At 64.4% G+C, this 15389-nt stretch carries 13 protein-coding genes; 9 read left to right on the top strand and 4 right to left on the bottom strand.

All coding sequences use genetic code 11. The annotated features are described in order from the left end of the window. Positions 1-423: 423 nt before the first annotated feature. Positions 424-858: a hypothetical protein gene (locus IVB41_RS23650; protein WP_247356343.1), complete on the top strand. Its 435-nt coding sequence runs from the start codon at positions 424-426 to the stop codon at positions 856-858. Positions 859-989: 131 nt separating this feature from the next. Here IVB41_RS23650 and IVB41_RS23645 read toward each other — a convergent pair whose 3' ends face one another. The 4 genes from IVB41_RS23645 to IVB41_RS23630 form a co-directional block, all read right to left on the bottom strand. Continuing rightward, positions 990-3269 carry a ComEC/Rec2 family competence protein gene (locus tag IVB41_RS23645; RefSeq protein WP_247435444.1) on the bottom strand — a complete coding sequence of 760 codons (2280 nt, stop codon included), beginning with the start codon at positions 3267-3269 and terminating at the stop codon, positions 990-992. Positions 3270-3364: 95 nt separating this feature from the next. Further along, complete coding sequence (locus IVB41_RS23640; RefSeq protein WP_007610829.1) at positions 3365-3598, bottom strand: DUF2171 domain-containing protein; 234 nt, start codon at positions 3596-3598, stop codon at positions 3365-3367. Between the two features lie 85 nt (positions 3599-3683). Beyond that, positions 3684-4070 carry an SgcJ/EcaC family oxidoreductase gene (locus IVB41_RS23635; RefSeq protein WP_247435440.1) on the bottom strand — a complete coding sequence of 129 codons (387 nt, stop codon included), beginning with the start codon at positions 4068-4070 and terminating at the stop codon, positions 3684-3686. Positions 4071-4089: 19 nt separating this feature from the next. Beyond that, a complete protein-coding gene (locus IVB41_RS23630; protein ID WP_247435437.1) occupies positions 4090-5766 on the bottom strand; it encodes a glutamine--tRNA ligase/YqeY domain fusion protein in 1677 nt (558 codons plus the stop codon). 166 nt (positions 5767-5932) lie between these two features. Here IVB41_RS23630 and gltX point away from each other — a divergent pair, with 166 nt between their 5' ends. From gltX to IVB41_RS23590, 8 genes are all read left to right on the top strand, one after another. Then, entirely contained in the window at positions 5933-7360 is a 1428-nt protein-coding gene (gene gltX / locus IVB41_RS23625) for a glutamate--tRNA ligase (RefSeq protein ID WP_247435433.1), read from the top strand. 196 nt (positions 7361-7556) lie between these two features. Then, positions 7557-8861: a citrate synthase gene (gltA, locus tag IVB41_RS23620; protein ID WP_027567137.1), complete on the top strand. Its 1305-nt coding sequence runs from the start codon at positions 7557-7559 to the stop codon at positions 8859-8861. Positions 8862-9038: 177 nt separating this feature from the next. Next, the gene (locus IVB41_RS23615; RefSeq protein ID WP_247435749.1) at positions 9039-10217 is read left to right on the top strand and encodes an ROK family transcriptional regulator; all 1179 of its coding nucleotides are present in this window, start codon (positions 9039-9041) and stop codon (positions 10215-10217) included. Positions 10218-10274: 57 nt separating this feature from the next. Next, positions 10275-11561: an ABC transporter substrate-binding protein gene (locus tag IVB41_RS23610; protein WP_247397570.1), complete on the top strand. Its 1287-nt coding sequence runs from the start codon at positions 10275-10277 to the stop codon at positions 11559-11561. Continuing rightward, positions 11558-12481, top strand: a complete 924-nt coding sequence (locus tag IVB41_RS23605) for a carbohydrate ABC transporter permease (RefSeq protein WP_247435430.1) — start codon at positions 11558-11560, stop codon at positions 12479-12481. The genes IVB41_RS23610 and IVB41_RS23605 overlap by 4 nt, the downstream gene beginning before the upstream one ends. Further along, complete coding sequence (locus IVB41_RS23600; protein WP_027567141.1) at positions 12474-13331, top strand: carbohydrate ABC transporter permease; 858 nt, start codon at positions 12474-12476, stop codon at positions 13329-13331. Before IVB41_RS23605 ends, IVB41_RS23600 begins: the two co-directional genes overlap by 8 nt. Positions 13332-13341: 10 nt before the next feature. Continuing rightward, positions 13342-14451 (top strand): ABC transporter ATP-binding protein, encoded by a 1110-nt coding sequence (locus IVB41_RS23595; protein ID WP_247435427.1) that lies wholly within the window; start codon positions 13342-13344, stop codon positions 14449-14451. Continuing rightward, complete coding sequence (locus IVB41_RS23590) at positions 14448-15215, top strand: SDR family NAD(P)-dependent oxidoreductase (protein ID WP_247435424.1); 768 nt, start codon at positions 14448-14450, stop codon at positions 15213-15215. The genes IVB41_RS23595 and IVB41_RS23590 overlap by 4 nt, the downstream gene beginning before the upstream one ends. Positions 15216-15389: the final 174 nt, after the last annotated feature.

Raw genomic sequence — 15389 nt, 5'->3', positions numbered from 1 at the left:
CCGGTCAGAGATTGGAGCGGATCATCGTCCGCTCCGGCTGGATAGTCTTTCTGGTTCTGCACAGTCTATCCGGCCCCTCCTCCGGCGCTGGCTCCTCGCGATGCCCACGAAGCAGCACCGCTGCGCGGCCCAAGTGTTCGAGGAAATGGCGGCCAGCGATCGTCCGCAACGTGCGGAATGCGATCGAGCAACCGTTGCAGCCAAGTCGGCAATATCCGGGCCGGCAACATTCGGACACGCGCCTCCCGAATGCATCGCAGCAGGCTTTGTTCCTATTGAATGCGGGAAAGATAATGTGATCGCGGCTTGCGGAAACCAGCCGCAGATTTGCCCACAACCAAGCAGAGCGTTCGTGCTTCCACTCTGATAGAGGCCTGCGCCTCGAAGAGACGCGGGTTGCTATCCCAGCATGAGGAGCACCCGATGTGTGACTACAGCTTGCATGCCGTCGCGTCGCGCCCCGCCGAAGTCGGCGAGACGATCGTCACGACAAGCTTCCGCGGCACCTCGACGCGAGGCTTCGCCTCGGCAGCCGATCCGTCTGTTGCCGTCTGCCTGCTGCCGGGAACGGAGCTCGCCTTCGCCGACGACGTTCGCTACGACAATCGCTGGATTTGGACGCGCACCATCAATTCCCGCGTGGGCAAGTTCGGCAAGATCGACCCGCACGTTCCCGACCGCCATCATGACGCGATCGAATTCCCGGACGGCAAATATGTGCTGGTGACGCAGCTCGTCGAAGGCCAGCGCGCGACCGTGCTGCAACTGCCTGTGACCCAGCCGGTGACGGAGCGCGAGCACAAGGCGCAGGTCATCGCCGACAGGCAGCCGACCGTCACGCGCCTGCCGATCGGCTGACGCAGCCGCCTACGGGGTCGGAGGTCAGGATTGAATTGCCATCGCCGGCCGTGGCCGGCGAGATGGCGTGGTTTGCGCCCAGCGAATCCGAGCAGATGCACCAATCCACTGCATTGCTCCGCACCGTCAGATCAATCGTCGGCCTGCAAGTCGGTCTCCGCCGGCGTTGCGTCCTTGATGCGGGGCGCGATCGCCTTGGGCGCAAGGCTGCCGTCGAAATCACCCTCGCCTGCGCCGGCTGGCAACCAGGGGCGGCTCGCGCCTCTCGCCCTCACCGCCTGAACCGCAAAGCCGTCACCACGCCGCATTAGCGCCAGCGCGCTCTGGCTGGCGAGCCGCTGCCGATCGACCACCATCGCCGCGCAATCGGGCGGCGCGGGACGTGCCGTCACCACCAGCGCGGCCCGACTGCAATCGTCCGCGAGAGCGTCGACGCGTAGCGCCAGCGCGACCAGCCTCCCGTCGGCCAGTGGCGTCACGCAGCCGGATTCGTCACAGGACACGCCGTCGGCCAGAGAGGCTCGGCCGGCATCGCGCGGATCTGCGTCGGCAGCGAGCCATTCCTTGAGCAAAAAGCTGTCCTTGCTCGTCCTGATCAGGTGCAGATATCCGTCCCTGCCCCGCACCGCGACGCTGGCGCCATCCCCGGCAATCAGGATGTCGGGCTGCCGCGCCGACAGTCCCCAGAGGATCGCTGCCAGCAGGACCAGGGCGCCGGACCAGCGTAGCGGCGTGCGCAACAAGCCTAGCACAATGATTCCCAGGCTCGCCGCGATCAGCGGCGTGATCCCGAACGCCGGGATGCGGCCGACCGCGCCCGGCAATGCCGCGACCCAGCGCGAGACCGCGACCATCCACTCGATGCCGATCCCCATCAGCCACCAGAACACGCTGTCCAGCCCGAACGGCGCAGCAAGCAGCCCCAACAATCCCGCCGGCATCACCAGCGCCGAGACCACCGGCATCGCGCCGAGATTGGCAAGCACGCCAAACGGCGTGACACGGTGGAAATGGAAAGCGGCGTAGGGCGTGGTCGCAAGTCCCGCAATCAGCGAGGCCATGAACAGCATCGCGATCTCGCGGCCACCCCACATCGCAATGCGCGCGGTCGCCGAATGGTCCGGCGAGGCAAACAAATTGGGCATGCCGATCTGCACCAAGGCGACGAGCCCGAGCGTTGCCGCAAACGACATCTGAAAACTCGGATGCACCAGTGCTTCCGGCGCGACCGCCAGCACGATCAGCGCGGCGACAGCAAGCGTGCGAAAGGTGATGGCGCGGCGATCGACCATCACCGCGATCAGCACTACCGCCGTCATGAAGAACGATCTTTGCGTTGCGACCTCCGCGCCCGACAGCAGCAGGTAGAACGCAGCAGCGACCAGCGCGGCGGCCGCCGACCATTTCTTGATGGCGAAGCCGGCCGCAAGTCCCGGGATCAGAGCGAGCAGCGCCCGCACCGCGAAGAACACGACACCGGCAACGACGGCCATGTGATAACCGGAAATCGAGAGCACGTGGCCGAGACCGGAGATGAACATCGCATCGTTGACGGGCGTGGTGATCGCATCGCGCCGCCCGGTAAGCAGCGCGGTCGCGATCGCCCGGTTGTCGCCGTCGAGCGTCGCCCGGATGCGGGCATCGATCGCATCGCGCAGGCCTTGCATGAAGGCCGCATAACGCAGCCGCAAGCCGGCCGTCTCAGGCGGCGGCGCCACCGTGATCGCGCCCATCGCGAAGCCGGAGGCGCCGATGCCCTGGAAGAACATGTCACGCGAAAAATCGTAGCTGCCGGGCCGCACCGGCGCGAGCGGCGGCATCAGCCGTGCCTTCAGCTGAACGAAGCTACCGACCTCCGGCGCGGTGCCTTTGCGGACCGACAGGCGCACGCGCTCAAGCCTGACGTCGCTGCGTTGCGCCTCCATCGCAGTGACGCGCAGCACGAAACGATCGGTACGCTCGCGGATGTCGCGAGCCTCGACAAAGCCCGACAACGACACCGAATAGAGCGCCTTTGCCAGTACCGGGTGGGCGATGCGCACCGTCTTCCAGGTCGCGACGGCAAAGCCGGCCGCGACCGCCGCGATCATGATGGCTGGGGCGAACAGCCGGCTCCGCCGCAACAGAGCCGCGCCAAGCAGGAGTGCAATGGCGGTCGTGGCAACGACCCACAGTACTGGCTCGTGATCGGCAGAGAAATAAAGCGCGATGCCACAGCCAAACGCGACGGGCACCCACGGCAACAGCCGCCCGGCGCCAGCCTCGGCGCGCAGCCACGCCTGCAAGGTCTCGGCCAGCGATGTCCAGAGGTCGAGACCTGCAGGCGCAAGGCCGCCCGCAGACGATGTGCGGCCCGCGGGCCACGTCCCCGCGATCCCCTGCGACCGTACCGGCCGGCCCGGCTCCGCCATTCCCTGCACTCGATGATACGCAACGAAGTCAGAAGCTACCGGAACGTGCAGGCGGGTGGATAGCGGTACGGATCAGGAACGGAAGGGCGCGACCGCTACTTTTCCTCTTCCATCGTCACGGCGACATCGGCCTTGGCCGACAGCCGGACCTTGTTGCCCTCGATATCGGCGACGAGGCCCTTGTCGATGAAGTGATGATGCCCCTTGTGGCTGCCCTCGCCGCTGTCCTTCTTGGTCAGCTTGATGCGATTGCCTTCGACCTTGTCGACGGTGCCGATGTGGACGCCGTCGGCGCCGATGACTTCCATATGCTCTGCGATGTTCTGCATGGTGGGTTCCTTATTGGGCCCACCCCAACGCGCGAGGTGCATGTTCGTTCTCTCACGAGGATGACGAAGCCGTGTGCTCCACCGGTCAGATCAGCGGCGCCTGCGACGAAGCATGGTGATTGACGATCTTCCAGTCGCCGTCCTCGCGCATGATGACCCAGCTCATCTTGACCGAGAAATCGGGGCGTTCGCCGGCGAGATCGAACGAGATGCGCGCGGCCATATTGATCAGATCAGGACCTGCCTGCGCCGCCTTCACCTCGGAAAATAACGCGCTCGGCTTGCGCCAGCGTGGCAGGCCGTTGAAATAGTCTGCGACGCCGTCCCTGCCCCGGTAGAGGTTTGGGTTGGAGCCGAAGAAGAACGCATTCCTCGCATAGAGCGATGAGAGCGCGGCCGCATCGAGCGTGGCGAAGCCGGCGCGCCATTTCGCGATGATGGCGGAAACGATGGCGTCGGCTTCGTTGCTCATTGTGGTCTCGCAGCTCTTTTCAGCCTTTGGCAACTTCCTTCGCGAACGTGTCGCGCAGGCCGATGGTCCTGGAAAATACCGGTCTGTCGGGCGTCGAGTCCTTGTCGCGCACGAAATAGCCCTGGCGCTCGAACTGCATCGGCTCGGTCGAATTGCTTTCCGCGACTGATGCTTCGATCCGGGCGTCAGCCAAAATCTCGAGCGACTGCGGATTGAGGTCGGCAGCGAAGTTCGAGGCGTCCGGGCTCGGATTGGCAAACAGCTGGTTGTAGATGCGGATTTCCGCGGGCACGGATGTTGCCGCCGACAGCCAGTGCATGGTGGCCTTGACCTTGCGGCCATCGGGCGCGTTACCGCCCTTGGTCGCGGGATCGTAGGTGCAGCGCAGCTCCACCACCTCGCCGGCATCGTTCTTGATGACGCCGGTGCACTTGACGAAATAGGCGTAGCGCAGCCGCACCTCGTTGCCCGGCGACAGACGGAAGAACTTTTTCGGCGGGTTCTCCATGAAGTCGTCCTGCTCGATATAGAGCTCGCGGCCGAACGTGATCTTCCGGGTGCCGGCAGAGGGATCGTCAGGATGGTTGATCGCCTCGAGCTCCTCGGTCTGCCCTTCCGGATAGTTCTCGATCACGACCTTGAGCGGCTTCAGCACCGCCATCCGCCGCTGCGACGTGCGGTTGAGCTCCTCACGGATGCAGAACTCGAGCATACCGACGTCGACAACGCTGTTGGCCTTCGCCACGCCGATGCGCTTGACGAATTCGCGAAGGGCGGCCGGCGGCACGCCGCGGCGGCGCATCCCCGCCATGGTCGGCATGCGCGGATCGTCCCAGCCCGCGACATGGCCCTCGCGGACGAGCTGGGTCAGCACGCGCTTGGACAGCAGGGTGTAGGTCAGGTTCAGCCGCGCGAATTCGTACTGGTGCGGCTTCGAGGGCACCGGCAGCTTCTCGATGAACCAGTCATAGAGCGGCCGATGGTCCTCAAACTCCAGCGTGCAGATCGAGTGCGTGATGCCTTCGATCGCGTCCGACTGGCCGTGGGCATAGTCGTAGCTCGGATAGATGCTCCACTTGGTCCCGGTGCGCGGATGGTGCGCATGCAGGATTCGGTACAGCACGGGGTCGCGTAGATTGATGTTGCCCGCACCCATGTCGATCTTGGCCCGCAGCACGCGCGCGCCGTTCGGGAATTCGCCCGCCTTCATGCGACGGAACAGGTCGAGGTTTTCGTCCACGGTGCGATCGCGGAACGGCGAGTTCTTGCCGGGCTCGGTCAGCGTGCCGCGCGCAAGACGGATCTCCTCCTGGGTCTGGTCGTCGACATAGGCGAGCCCGTCTCGGATCAGCTGCTCCGCCCATTCATAGAGGCGGTCGAAATAGTCCGAAGCGAAGAACAGGTTCTTGCCCCAGTCGAAGCCGAGCCAGCGCACGTCGGCCTGGATGGAATCGATATATTCCTGCTCTTCCTTGACCGGATTGGTGTCGTCGAAGCGCAGATGGCAGCGGCCCGGAAACTCCTGGGCGATGCCGAAATTGAGCGCGATCGACTTGGCGTGGCCGATATGGAGATAGCCGTTCGGCTCCGGCGGGAACCGGGTCACGATCTCCCGGTATTTGGCCTGATCGAGGTCGGCCTGGATGATGTCACGAATGAAATCGCGCCCAACCTCAGTCGCCACCGGTTCTGTCATTACGAAAATCCTGTAGGGAAATCAGCGGCCCTTCTGCCAAATTCCCTTGGCTGAGCCAAGGGCTTAAGCAAGGTCTCAAGCAACCCTTGGCGGTCCGCTGCCGGGCTTTAGTTATGCTCCGGTCCTGTTATATACCACCGCCTCCAATGCATAGGCCCTGCCAAGAATGACCTCTCCCGTCGTCACCCGCTTCGCTCCCTCGCCGACCGGCTTCCTCCATATCGGGGGCGCGCGCACGGCGCTGTTCAACTGGCTCTATGCGAAGAAGCACGGCGGCAAGATGCTGCTCCGGATCGAGGACACCGACCGGGAGCGCTCCACGGAGGCGGCGATCGGCGCCATCCTTGACGGCCTGAAATGGCTGGAGCTCGGCTGGGACGGCGATGTCATCTATCAGTTCAGCCGCGCCGCTCGCCACCGCGAGGTCGCCGAGCAGCTGCTCGCCGAGGGCAAGGCCTATCGCTGCTACGCCACCGCCGAGGAGCTCACCGCGATGCGCGAGAAGGCGCGCGCGGAAGGCCGCACCCGCCTCTATGACGGCCTGTGGCGCGACAGCGATCCGGCGACGGCCCCGACCGACGTGAAGCCCACCATCCGGCTCCGTGCGCCTCAGACAGGCGAGACCGTGATCGAAGACCAGGTCCAGGGCCGCGTGGTCTGGCAGAACGAAAATCTCGACGACCTCGTCCTGCTGCGCGGCGATGGCAACCCGACCTACATGCTCGCGGTGGTGGTCGACGACCACGATATGGGTGTCACCCATGTCATCCGCGGCGATGACCATTTGATCAACGCGGCCCGCCAAAAGCAGATCTACGACGCGATGGGCTGGACGCTGCCGAGCATGTCCCACATCCCCCTGATCCACGGCCCGGACGGTTCGAAGCTCTCCAAGAGGCACGGCGCGCTTGGCGTCGACGCCTACCGCGCCATGGGGTACCTCCCGTCCGCGCTCCGCAACTATCTCGTCCGGCTCGGCTGGAGCCATGGCGACCAGGAAATCTTCTCGACCGAGGAGATGATCGCGGCGTTCGACCTCGCCAGCGTCGGCCGCGCAGCAGCGCGCTTCGATTTCGCCAAGCTGGAAAACCTCAACGGCCACTACATCCGCAATGCCGACGATCAATCACTCGTGAAGATGTTCGAGGACGTGCTCGACCACGTCGTGCCCAGCCGCGACGAGCTTAAGGCCAAGTTAAACGACACCACGCGCGCGCAGCTGCTGAAGGCCATGCCGGCCCTGAAGGAGCGCGCCAAGACGCTGATCGAGCTGATCGACGGCGCCTATTTCATCTTCGCGGACCGGCCGCTGGAGCTTGATCCGAAGGCGGCAGCGCTGCTGACGCCTGAGAACCGCAAGCTGATCGGCCAGCTTCATTCCGCGCTGGAGAAAGTCGAGATGTGGAGCGCGGCCAATGCAGAAGCCGCGCTGCGCGCCTTTGCCGAGGAAAATAGTCTCAAGCTCGGCGCGGTCGCCCAGCCGCTGCGGGCGGCGCTGACGGGACGGACGACGTCGCCCGGCATATTCGAGGTTTTGGACGTCCTGGGACGCCAGGAAAGCCTGGGCCGGCTTAAAGATCAGGCCACGGAATAGGCCTAGGACCGCGCTAAGGACCCGGGCCCAAGGACCAGGCTACGACGTAAGTCGACCATGCGTGGCGCCATCTTGCAGCGCACACAGCAATAATATACCCATCTCAGCCGTACCTTCTGGAACATCCGGCCTGCCCCGCGATATCTCATCGGGGCCTCCGGGTCCGGCCCGTTTCACCATACATCGGGGACCTCTGATGGACGCAAAACCAAGCAATAAGACCGCCACACTGACGGTCGGAAACAAGAATTTCGATCTTCCGATCCACAGCGGCAGCGTCGGGCCCGACGTCATCGATATCGGCAAGCTCTACGGCCAATCCGGCCTGTTCACCTACGACCCGGGCTTCACCTCGACCGCGAGCTGCCAGTCCAAGATCACCTATATCGACGGTGACGCGGGCGTGCTGGAATACCGCGGCTATCCGATCGAGCAGCTCGCCGAGAATGGCGACTTCCTCGAGACCTGCTATCTGCTGCTGTTCGGGGAGCTTCCGACCGCCGCGCAGAAGAAGGATTTCGACGACCGCGTGATCCATCACACGATGGTGCACGAGCAGATGGCCCGCTTCTTCCAGGGCTTCCGCCGCGACGCCCATCCGATGGCGATCATGGTGGCGGCTGTCGGCGCGCTCGCCGCGTTCTATCACGACTCAACCGACATCAACGATCCGAAGCAGCGCATGATTGCCTCCATGCGCATGATCGCCAAGATCCCGACGCTGGCTGCGATGGCCTACAAGTACACGGTCGGCCAGCCCTTCGTGTATCCGAAGAACTCGCTGAAGTTCGCCGAGAACTTCCTGCATATGTGCTTCGCCGTGCCGTGCGAGGACTACAAGATCAACCCGGTGCTTGCGGATGCACTGGACAAGATCTTCATCCTGCACGCCGACCACGAGCAGAACGCCTCGACCTCGACGGTGCGTATCGCCGGCTCCTCCGGCGCCAACCCGTTCGCCTGCATCGCCGCCGGCATCGCCTGCCTGTGGGGCCCGGCGCATGGCGGCGCCAACGAAGCAGCGCTGGCGATGCTCGCCGAGATCGGCTCGGTCGACAAGATCCCCGAGTTCATCGCCAAGGTGAAGGACAAGAACTCTGAAGTCCGCCTGATGGGCTTCGGTCACCGCGTCTACAAGAACTACGATCCGCGCGCCAAGATCATGCAGAAGATGTGTCACGCCGTGCTCAAGGAGACCGGCCATGGCGACGATCCGATGCTGAAGGTGGCGCTCGAGCTCGAGAAGATCGCGCTCAGCGACCAGTACTTCATCGACCGCAAGCTCTACCCGAACGTCGACTTCTATTCGGGCATCACGCTGAAGGCGATGGGCTTCCCGGTCTCGATGTTCACCGTGCTGTTCGCGGTCGCCCGCACCGTCGGCTGGATCAGCCAGTGGAGCGAGATGATCGAGGATCCGCAGCAGAAGATCGGCCGTCCGCGCCAGCTCTACACCGGCGTCACCCGCCGCGACTACGTCGCGATCAAGGACCGGAAGTAAGTCGAGCCATCACGGCTTTCGAAGCGGCGCCATCTCCGGATGGCGCCGCTTTTTGTTTTGCGCCGATACAATCTTGCTGCCGCGCACAACAACAAGTCGGCGCAATGCCTCGGCCGGCGCTTGACCTCGAAACGCTTCGCGCGCAAATTCTTACTCTAAGTAAGAATGACGACAGGGATGGAAATGCCGGAGCAGCCGAGAAGTCGGCGGCAGACGCGTGCTGCCATTTTGACTCATCTGCTTCAGTCAGGCGGGTCGTTTCGGCCGCCGCTGGCCAAGGCCGTGCGCCTGTCGGAAGCGAGCCTGTCGCGCATCCTGTTCGACCTGAAGGCCGAAGGCCTGATCGAGGAAGTGCGGCGCCCTGCCCCTTACGTCGGTGGCCCGACGGGCCTCGTGTCGCTCGATGGCGAGGTGGCGCTCGCGGCGTTTGAGCTGACCACCCAGCGGCTCAGCGCCGGCGTCGGGGGCCTGTCGGGCGAACTGCACCACACCTGGCATGTGCCGCTACCGAAGACGCCGACCGTCGCGACCGTCGGCCGGGCGTTTCGCGAGGCGATGACATTGCTGCACGACTGGACGCGGGGCCGACGCATCCCCCTCGCGCAGATCGGCGTCTCCATTCCGGGTCTCGGCCGGCTGGGCGCGTCAGGCAATCCGATCATCCCCTGCGACGTCGGGCGCATCGGTGAGATGTTCGGCGAGAATTTTGCCGGCGTGCCGGTCGAGTTCACCAATTCGGTCGTCGCGCACGCCATCTTTCACCGTTGCCGCACGGAGAACTATCCATTCAGCGGGGCGCATCTCTTCGTCTTTGTCGGTCAGGGCGTCGCGGGCACCTGGATGGATGATCCGATCGAGGACGATGCTCTCCAGCCGGTCGAGCTCGGCCACATGGTGTTCGGAGCCGACGGACCAATTTGCCGCTGTGGTCATCATGGCTGCGTCGAGGCCTATACGTCGCTTCCGGCCCTGGCCGAGCTTCTTGGCGTCGCGGAAGCCGAATTGCTTCAGCTCGGCAGCGAATGGGTGACCGCGATGCCGCTCTCATCGCGCGTGCAACAGGAATTGCGCCGGCGGCTATTCCGGCTTGGCCTTGCGATCGGCAATACGCTGAACGTGAAGCCCCGCAAGGGCGTCGCGATCAGCGGCTGGCCGTCGCTTCTCGCCGAGGACGATCGCAACGCGCTCGTCGAGGGGATCGACGCCTGTCTGTTGGGCGGCCGCAAGCACGCGCAAGTGTCGCTCGCTTTCGTGCCGCCGTCGAATGGCAACGATCCGCGGGCGGCGCTGGCGTTCGCGGCTTTCTGCCTCGCTTGCCGCGGCGGCATGCCGGCCGCATCGAGCGAGGCCGCCTGAGATACCTGATGCCGCGCGGCGCTCGCGCGAAAGAGTTCACACCGGGAGGAACTTGCCATGCCGATCACGACAACAAGGCGCCAACTGCTCGCCGGATCTGCGGCCGCGCTCGCGCTGCCGGCATTTGCCCGCGCGCAAGGCGCGATCAAGCCGCGTCTGACTGCGATCTCGCAATGGTCCGCAGGCAGCGACGGGGCGGCCATCACGGCGCTTGGCAAGAAGTTCGAGGAGAAAGGCGGAGTTTGGCAGCACTCGCCCGTCCCCGGCTTCACCACCGAGATGATGAACAAGCTGCGTGCCCAGATCATGGCCGGCGATCCACCGGCCTGCTCGCAGCTCAAAGGTCCCGAGATCGCCGCCTGGTCCAAGATTGCCCCGACCGTCGATCTCGACGCCGTCGTCGCTGCCGCCGGCTACGAGAAGGTTGTCGCTCCGGACCTTGCGAAATTGCACAAGCCGGGGGGAAAGTGGATTGCGCTGCCGTTGCAGATCTACAGCACCAACATGCTGTTTCTCTCCAAACGCGCGATGGACAAGGCCAAGGCCGACAAGATTCCCGTCACATGGGCTGAGTTCAACGACCTCGCCGAGAAGATGAAAGCAGGCGGAGTCCCCTATCCCATCGCCAACGGTGGCACCCGCGCAGACGACGGCCAAAAATTCGAGGCCGCTTTGGCGGGCATCAGTCCCACTGCCTACCGCGCAGCCATCATGAACCTCGACAAGAAAGCCCTGGAGGGCCCCGAGATAAAGGCGGCCTTCGTACAGGTGCGCAAGATTGCCGACTGGATGGACCCCAACGTCGGCGCCCAGCACTTTTCGACCAACCTGAAGCGCTTCGTCGACGGCGACATGGGCATGATGATCATGGGCGGGTGGGCGCAGGGCGTCTTGCGCAACGCCGGCTTCAAGTTCGAGGACTTCATCATCGCCCCGGGGCCGAGCGACAATAGCAAGCCGGTCTTCCTGTTGAATGCCGATGCCTTCATATTCTGGCAGCGCAAGGAGCCCGATTTGCAAGCCGGCCAGACGCTGATGGCCCAGCTCGTCATGGATCCAGCGATCCAGACCATGTATTCGCAGATCACGGGATCGATACCCGTGCGCACCGATGTCGATCTGTCGGGCGAAGGCTGGTCGGACGGTCAACGGCGGACCGCAGCAGCCCTGAAAGACGCGATCGCCAGCAATCAGGCCGTCCTCAGCCTTGCGCACAACATGGCACAGGAAAACGGCATGACCGCAGCGATCATCGACGTGATCACGGAGTACGTGAAGAACAAGACAATCAAACCGGAGCAAGCGGCCATACGCCTCGCCGACGCCGTCGAGAGCTCACGTTGACGATCGCCGTCTCGACAACACCGGGCCGGCCGGCGGCCGCTGACTGGGTACGCCGGCTGCCCGAATATTTGACGATCTGGGTGCCGCTGCTGTTGTCCGCCGCGCATCTCATTGCGTTTACGCTGTGGACGATCTGGATATCGTTCACGCCGTCCACTCTGGTCCCGGTCTCGGGCTGGGTCGGTTTGCGCAACTATTCTTCGGTTGCAGCATCGCGGAACTGGCAGATTGCCTTGGACAATCTGCTGCTGTTTGGCGGCGCCTTCGTGTTGCTGAGCCTGGCGACCGGCCTCATCCTTGCGATCCTGCTCGATCAGCGCATTCGCGGCGAGAACCTGCTGCGGTCTATCTTTCTCTATCCTCTGGCGGTGTCATTCGTGGTCACCGGCACGGTCTGGAGTTGGCTGCTCAATCCTGGCCTCGGAATCCAGAAGCTGGTCCGCGACCTCGGCTGGACCTCCTTCCGGTTCGACTGGCTGATCGACCGCGATATGGCTATTTGGACCATCGTTATCGCTGCGATCTGGCAATCCTCCGGTTTCGCCATGGCGCTGTTCCTGGCCGGCCTCCGCTCCGTCGACGCCGACCTGATCAAGGCCGCGCAGATCGACGGCGCCGGACCGATCCGAATGTACCGGCGGGTCATCCTGCCGACCCTTTGGCCGATCACCATCACCGTCATCGTCATCCAGCTGCAGTTCGCGATTTCGACCTTCGACCTCGTCCGCGCGCTCACCAACGGCGGACCCGGGATCGCGACCCAGCTGCCGGCCCTCGTCGTCTACGACCTGATGTTCCAGCGCAGCCTGCTCGGACGGGGAGCGGCGGCGGCAGTGCTCATGTTGCTCATTCTTCTCGCGGTTTTACTGCCCTATGCAGCGTGGCGCTATGTCCAGCGGCGGCGGGCGATCCATGCGTGAGCGAACCATCGCGCCAGGCCGGATCCTGATCTATCTCGTCGTCTCGCTGGTCGCTGCAGCGTGGCTCGCGCCATTGGCTGTTGTCGTCCTGAATTCGCTCCGTACCAACGAGGAGATCGCGCAGGCCTCTATGATCGGCTGGCCGAAGCAATGGGCATGGAGCAACTACGCCGCGGCCTGGAGCGGTTTCTGCGTCGCCGAGACCTGCGCCGGCATCCGGCCGTACATGCTGAACTCCGCGCTGGTCACGATCCCCGCGACGATTTTCTCGACCCTGCTTGGTGCTGTCGCCGGTTACGCCATATCGCTCTGGCGCTTTCGCGGCGATAGCTGGATCTACGGCATCGTGACTCTTGGGCTCTTCCTTCCCCAGCAGATGCGCTTGCTTCCCTGGACCATCGTGTTGCGCGATACGGGCCTGATGAATACGCTGACTGGCCTGGTCGTGATCCATACGATCCAGGGGCTCTCCTTTACCGTCTTGTTCTGCCGAAACTACTACACTGCCATCCCGCAGGATTTGATAAGAGCTGCGCGCATCGATGGCGCCGGGTTCTTTCGTATTTTCTGGCGCATCATCCTGCCACTCTCGCCGCCTATTCTGGTCGTCACCGTGATCTGGCAGTTCACGCATATCTGGAACGAGTTTCTCTACGGCGTGACATTCACGACCGGTCAGCAGCAGCCGGTCACCGCCGCGCTGATCGCGCTATCCGCCGCGGTCGCCGACATCCCGCAGCATGGCGTGCAAAGCGCGGCGGTGATGATCGCCGCCCTGCCGACCCTGCTGATCTATCTGATCGGCGGCAAGTATTTCGTGCGCGGCCTCACCGCCGGGGCCGTGAAATGATCGGAATGTCATGGCAGCTCTAAGCATTCGCTCCCTGTCCAAGCGCTACGCCAATCTGGAGGTGCTGAAGGGCATCGATCTCGACATCGAGAGCGGTGAATTCACCGTGCTCGTCGGTCCATCCGGCTGCGGCAAGTCCACGCTGCTCAACATCATCGCCGGGCTCGACCTCCCGAGCGCAGGCACCGTGGAAATCGGCGGACGTATCGTCAACGACATTCCGCCGAAGGACCGCGACATCGCCATGGTGTTCCAGTCCTACGCGCTCTATCCGTCGATGACGGTGCGCCAGAACATCACCTTCGGCATGGAATGCCGCCACGTACCGAAGGCGGAGCAGGAGAAGGCGCTGGCGAACGTGGCCCGGCTGCTCCAGATCGAGCCGCTGCTCGGCCGCAAGCCCTCGCAGCTCTCCGGCGGCCAGCGCCAGCGTGTGGCGATGGGCCGGGCGCTGGTACGCGATCCCCTGCTCTTCCTGTTCGACGAGCCGCTCTCCAATCTCGATGCCAAGCTGCGCGTCGAGATGCGGATGGAAATCAAGCGGCTGCATCAGCGCATCGGGGCCACCATCGTCTATGTCACCCACGACCAGATCGAGGCGATGACGATGGCGACGCGCATCGCCGTGATGCATCGGGGCGTGGTGCAGCAGTTTGCCGATCCTGACACCGTGTATCGCTATCCCGCGAATCTGTTCGTGGCGCGTTTCATGGGCTCGCCGCCGATGAACACGATGCCGGCACGGCTCGACGCCGACGCCGGCGGGCCGGTGGTCGTGATCGGCGCGGGACGACCGGACGAGGTCCGCCTCCGCCTTGGCCAATACGACGCGGCGGCCCCTTTCGTCGGCCGTGACGTGGTGGTCGGGATCAGGCCGGAATGCATCGCCGAGGGGAGCCGCGTGTTCTCCGCCGATCGGCCCGTCGTCGTCAACGCGCCGGTGGAGATGGTCGAGCCGACGGGGGCCGAAACGATCGTGCTGCTGCGGCTTGGCGGCGAACCTGCGCTGGCGCGCATCACGCCGGATATCCGCCCCACACCGGGCGCCGCCGCCCCGTTCGCGCTCGACACGCGCCGCATCTGCCTGTTCGACCCTGAGACGGAGCGACTGATCGCATGACAAGAACGAGCTATGCCGGCCTTAGGGATCGCGTGGTATTGATCACCGGTGGCGCCAGCGGCATCGGTGCCGCCTTCGTGCGGGCGTTCGCAGCCCAGGAGGCTCGCGTCGCGTTCCTGGATCTCGATGAAGCAGCCGGCCGGGAGCTGGTCGCGGAAGTCAAGGCCGCGACCGGAGCCGGACCCCTGTTCATGCCGTGCGATCTCCTCGACATCGACGCCTTGCGCGGCGCCATGGCGCAGGTGCACGGATCGCTGGGCGACGCCGCGGTTCTCGTCAACAACGCCGCCAATGATCAGCGTCAGGTGCTGGCCGAGGTAACCCCGGCCGAGTTCGACTGGATGATCGGTGTCAACCTCAAGCACGTCTTCTTTGCCGCGCAAGCCGTGGTGCCGCAGATGCAGGCGCGCGGCGGCGGTTCGATCATCAACATGTCGTCGATTGCCTGGATGCGCGGCGCGCCGGGGCTGCCGGTCTACGCCGCGGCGAAGGCCGCGATCGTCGGCTTCACCAACTCGCTCGCCCGGTCGGTCGGTCCCGACCGCATCCGCGTCAACGCGATCGCGCCGGGGATGGTGATCACGGAGCGTCAGCGCCGGCTGTGGTACCCGGACGACCAGGTGATCGCCGAGTTGCGCACGCGTCAGGCCATTCCCGACGCGGTGACGCCCGACGACATCGCGAACATGGCGCTGTTCCTCGCCTCCGATGAGAGCCGGCGCATCACGCGCCAATGTTTTCAGGTCGACGCTGGTCTCGGCTAGACCGTGAACCGAGCCGCTGTCGTAGAGGTCCGCTCCGTCTCCGACAGCAGCCGCGTGAGCGCACCTCACCTTGGGTCCGAGTTGGGCTAATAAGCGACATCGGCACGGAATGGCCCTAGTATGACCGTGGAGCGGCGAGCACTAAAAAGCGCTTACTCGCCCAGATGTTTACTG

The sequence above is a fragment of the Bradyrhizobium sp. 44 genome, assembly GCF_023073095.1.
Lineage (GTDB): Bacteria > Pseudomonadota > Alphaproteobacteria > Rhizobiales > Xanthobacteraceae > Bradyrhizobium.
The sequence above is the reverse complement of the archived record's forward strand: the minus strand, read 5'-3'. Positions and strand labels throughout refer to the sequence as shown.

What these genes read in the sequence shown, in the direction of transcription:
- IVB41_RS23650 (WP_247356343.1), top strand. Translation starts at nt 424, where the DNA reads ATGTGTGACTACAGCTTGCATGCCGTCGCGTCGCGCCCCGCCGAAGTC.
- IVB41_RS23645 (WP_247435444.1), bottom strand. Translation starts at nt 3,269, where the DNA reads ATGGCGGAGCCGGGCCGGCCGGTACGGTCGCAGGGGATCGCGGGGACG.
- IVB41_RS23640 (WP_007610829.1), bottom strand. Translation starts at nt 3,598, where the DNA reads ATGCAGAACATCGCAGAGCATATGGAAGTCATCGGCGCCGACGGCGTC.
- IVB41_RS23635 (WP_247435440.1), bottom strand. Translation starts at nt 4,070, where the DNA reads ATGAGCAACGAAGCCGACGCCATCGTTTCCGCCATCATCGCGAAATGG.
- IVB41_RS23630 (WP_247435437.1), bottom strand. Translation starts at nt 5,766, where the DNA reads ATGACAGAACCGGTGGCGACTGAGGTTGGGCGCGATTTCATTCGTGAC.
- gltX (WP_247435433.1), top strand. Translation starts at nt 5,933, where the DNA reads ATGACCTCTCCCGTCGTCACCCGCTTCGCTCCCTCGCCGACCGGCTTC.
- gltA (WP_027567137.1), top strand. Translation starts at nt 7,557, where the DNA reads ATGGACGCAAAACCAAGCAATAAGACCGCCACACTGACGGTCGGAAAC.
- IVB41_RS23615 (WP_247435749.1), top strand. Translation starts at nt 9,039, where the DNA reads ATGGAAATGCCGGAGCAGCCGAGAAGTCGGCGGCAGACGCGTGCTGCC.
- IVB41_RS23610 (WP_247397570.1), top strand. Translation starts at nt 10,275, where the DNA reads ATGCCGATCACGACAACAAGGCGCCAACTGCTCGCCGGATCTGCGGCC.
- IVB41_RS23600 (WP_027567141.1), top strand. Translation starts at nt 12,474, where the DNA reads ATGCGTGAGCGAACCATCGCGCCAGGCCGGATCCTGATCTATCTCGTC.
- IVB41_RS23595 (WP_247435427.1), top strand. Translation starts at nt 13,342, where the DNA reads ATGGCAGCTCTAAGCATTCGCTCCCTGTCCAAGCGCTACGCCAATCTG.
- IVB41_RS23590 (WP_247435424.1), top strand. Translation starts at nt 14,448, where the DNA reads ATGACAAGAACGAGCTATGCCGGCCTTAGGGATCGCGTGGTATTGATC.